The organism is Faecalimonas sp. (assembly GCA_029264305.1).
Lineage (GTDB): Bacteria > Bacillota > Clostridia > Lachnospirales > Lachnospiraceae > Faecalimonas.
The window spans coordinates 1-3,505 of record JARICA010000010.1; the positions used below are offsets into that span (position 1 = coordinate 1).

The 3,505-nt window shown below is 30.0% G+C and carries 5 protein-coding genes; 1 reads left to right on the plus strand and 4 read right to left on the minus strand.

Annotated features, from left to right (window positions below):
* The coding region (locus tag ACY2U7_RS03190; RefSeq protein WP_461868041.1) for a helix-turn-helix transcriptional regulator at positions 1-341 on the plus strand (341 nt) is incomplete at its 5' end.
* Between the two features lie 213 nt (positions 342-554).
* On the opposite strand, the gene ACY2U7_RS03195 is transcribed toward ACY2U7_RS03190, so the two are convergent.
* The 4 genes from ACY2U7_RS03195 to ACY2U7_RS03210 form a co-directional block, all read right to left on the minus strand.
* Positions 555-1,511: an HNH endonuclease gene (locus ACY2U7_RS03195; protein WP_461868042.1), complete on the minus strand. Its 957-nt coding sequence runs from the start codon at positions 1,509-1,511 to the stop codon at positions 555-557.
* Positions 1,512-1,670: 159 nt separating this feature from the next.
* Positions 1,671-2,330 carry a hypothetical protein gene (locus ACY2U7_RS03200; RefSeq protein ID WP_461868043.1) on the minus strand — a complete coding sequence of 220 codons (660 nt, stop codon included), beginning with the start codon at positions 2,328-2,330 and terminating at the stop codon, positions 1,671-1,673.
* A 197-nt stretch (positions 2,331-2,527) separates the two neighbouring features.
* Positions 2,528-2,827: a hypothetical protein gene (locus tag ACY2U7_RS03205; RefSeq protein ID WP_461812118.1), complete on the minus strand. Its 300-nt coding sequence runs from the start codon at positions 2,825-2,827 to the stop codon at positions 2,528-2,530.
* A gap of 182 nt (positions 2,828-3,009) precedes the next feature.
* Complete coding sequence (locus ACY2U7_RS03210) at positions 3,010-3,201, minus strand: hypothetical protein (RefSeq protein WP_461812117.1); 192 nt, start codon at positions 3,199-3,201, stop codon at positions 3,010-3,012.
* Positions 3,202-3,505: the final 304 nt, after the last annotated feature.

The following is a 3,505-nucleotide window of genomic DNA, read 5'->3' on the forward strand; positions in this document are numbered from 1 at the left end:
GTATACCAGAAGATGACCTTGCTGCAATCTATGAGGTCATTTCCTATATAAATCATCATTTCAAAGACTCCATCAATATTAGCGATATTGAAAAAATTGCGTACATGGGGAAAAATAAGCTTTCTCATCTTTTTAAATTAGAAAAAGGCGTTTCTATTAGTGAATATCTGCGAACGGTTAGAATGGATAAAGCGAAAGAACTCCTAATGAATACTACTATTCCAATTAACTTAGTTGCACAAGAAGTTGGATATCAAAATCAGGGAAGTTTTGCAGAACGTTTTCGCATGGAAACAGGAATGACCCCATCTGAATACAGAAATCATTGCATGAATAAATAATTATCCTCCCATAGTGCAATATCATAAACTTAGGATAATGACATTCGTAGTCTTTGATTTTCTGGATGCAGAAAAAGAATTACCATGTTTAGTTACCAAAAAAGTCCATACTTTCCCCATTTGGAGTAGTATGAACTTTTTAAAAATCATCCTTCTGATTATTTTTGTATTTATTGAAAGGTTCTTAAATTGTACCTTTATTATGATAGAAATTTAATTATTATGAATACGCAGACTATTTTTCACTGCTTTAACGGATAATTCCTTTCCGTCAATTTTTCTATGTAACATAGCATGACAATTTGGACATACTGGAATTAAATCTTTTTTGTAATCAACTATATATTCTTCATTTATTTCATTTAATGGTACTATATGGTGAACATGAATAAATCCTTTACCTATTTCACCATATACTTTTTCAAAATTGATACCACAAATACTACATTTGCATCCATGATATTCAATACACTTTTGTCTTGCAATAGAACTCCTTTCATATTTGTTAACTAATACTTTACTAACTGCTCCTTCATAACTTGCATTAGGTAAATCTGAATCTGGGAAAATGCCATTAGAATAACTATCGTCCATGTATTTATCAATATATTCACCTAACTCATCTTTCACTTTAATTGGACCTTGTGGCGCAGCTTTTAGACCATGTTTTTTTAAATAATCTAAAGCTAATTTATCTGAATCCACTTGTTCAATTAGTTTTAAACGAGCATATTTTCCGCTTAATGCCTTCCTATATTCATCTATATCTAACCAAAATTTGCTATCATTAACAATTTCATTTGCCCCCATAGCTTCTTTAATAACCATGGTCTTATACATAACTTTTTTATATGGTTTTGTACAATATATATATACCAAATCACCTGTTTTATAATTTGCTCTTTGTCTCCAATCTATAAATCCCCATTTTTGAAAAGCCGATGCATGATCGTACATTTTTCCATTTGCCGCAATCATCCATTTTCCCATATAGCACCTCCAAAATAATATAAATTTATTATACCACAAATATACAACCATAATAACTATCTCAATGCTTTGTTTTTCATGTATTGCTCTTCTTTCTACCGTATCTTCCATAGGTTCATGGTTATCAAGATACTCATATAAATCTACATCTTGGATAAATGCTTCCAAAATTAAAACCAATTCTTCCGTATTTATTTTTCCAAATAAAGTTCTTTTTTATTGTTTTCATGCTAAACTCACATTCCATAACAAAGTTTTCTCCGTAATGTTAATTTAATGATGAAATTCTTTTATCATTCCACTCAAATCCTAAAATTCAAGCCCTTTTAATCCTAAAGATTATGAAATCCACCATTCTCCATTAGAGTGTTTATTTAAACAACCAATATATTTTTCAATCGTTTTTCCTAAAAAATCTTTAACTACAATCTCGGTGTAATATTTATATTTATCTGTTCTGCAATTATTTTCTTCATCCCACCCTTCTTCTATCCATCTTTCTATATATATCTTATCATCATCTATCAAAACAACCGATTCTCTCTCGTTAAGTGGAAATGAAATTTTGTTAGGATAATAACAACAAAATCCATCTTCTGCATCCTGACTAATAACATAAAGCGGATCCCCTATAATTGTTAAATTGTACAAGTTTACTTCTTCCATTTCTAACTCTATAACTTTTTCCAGAACTCTTTCTGGGAAATATCTATATAAAGACACTTTTTTCTTAACGTAATCTCCTTGCAAAAAATATAAAAAATGATTTTCAAATACAGGATTCCCATAAACAATATTTCTTTCCTTATCAAAAGGTTTATATACTTTTCCCTTTTCAAAATCATAAAAAAACAATTCGTTTCCTGGATATTCTCCTAATTTGGACCATTCGATCAAATCATATATATCTTCAAAATCAGACTTAGCATATCCAAATCTATCTTGTCCATATATTTTTTCTATGTATCTTCCGTCAATACTATTAAATTTTTTTATCATATTTTCACCTTTTTAAACAATCCGATTACGGTTCCATAAGTAAATAACAAATTTGGATATGAGACATCTAAAAGAATAACGATACCAATACTCCCTAATCCAAGAACTACAAAACCTAAAGCCAAACAGAATAGATTTTTTAATATTCTTATATATGCACCTTTCCTGTTACATATCTACATATCCCTTACATCAACCTATTCAGCATTTATTCTCTTATTGAACTTCTTTCCCTGATATACACTGTAACAAACCGAAACCACCCCACTTAAAAGTATCGTAATTAAATTAATATAATGTGGCCAGCTAAAAATTCTTATTAAAAGATTACTCGCAAGACTGGGAACTGCAAGAATCAGCCAGCCGATTCCAGCCGATTGCTTATATTGAAAAGTCCAACTGTATCCTTTATATTTCGTCGGAATATTTTGAACCCCAAATAGTCCAGCTATGCCATATATGAGCCATAAAATGCTTAACCAAAGAGTAACTTCCATTTAAACCACCTCTTTCGATATTCTTTAATAAAATTATGCAAATTTTATCATAAGAAAAATGATCCTGTCAACAAATACATATTTGTGATTTTTTCTCTTGCATTTTGATAGGCAATCGGTTGTAAGGCACTGCCATAATAAACTCCTCAAAATTATTATTCTAACTTTCACTTTCATTTTCTTTATTTAATCATATACTTTGTTTTTAATTCGCTAAGAATACCGTTTTTTTTATTCGTTGCCATTTTCTCCTTTTCGATTCTTGTTTCTATTATTTCTGCCAATATTCTATTTACTCGATTTTGAAATTCCTTTATGTTTTCCTTTGAAGGCATATGCACTTCTACATTAATCTTCTTTTTTCTACATGGCATAGAATCAATCCTCTCAAGCTGTTATAACAATGTATGAACAGCATCGTTTTTTTACCACGTAGTTTTTCTGCCTGTAAATTTTTATTTTCAAATCTTTATAAACATGATGCAATCAGATGTACATATAATTATTTTTACAATAAAGTATAGTGCTGTTGTTTCCGCAACTGGCACATCGGCAAATCAACCTTACTTTCCATTATCTGCGGTCTATTAACGCCTGATTTCCCAGCCGTTTTATTTCAAGGGAAACCTCTAAAAGAAAATACTGATAAAATTGGCTATATGCTTCAACATGATCATC

Excerpts from the sequence above, each read along its gene's own strand:
- ACY2U7_RS03200 (WP_461868043.1), bottom strand. The coding sequence starts at position 2,330 with ATGATAAAAAAATTTAATAGTATTGACGGAAGATACATAGAAAAAATA.
- ACY2U7_RS03205 (WP_461812118.1), bottom strand. The coding sequence starts at position 2,827 with ATGGAAGTTACTCTTTGGTTAAGCATTTTATGGCTCATATATGGCATA.
- ACY2U7_RS03210 (WP_461812117.1), bottom strand. The coding sequence starts at position 3,201 with ATGCCATGTAGAAAAAAGAAGATTAATGTAGAAGTGCATATGCCTTCA.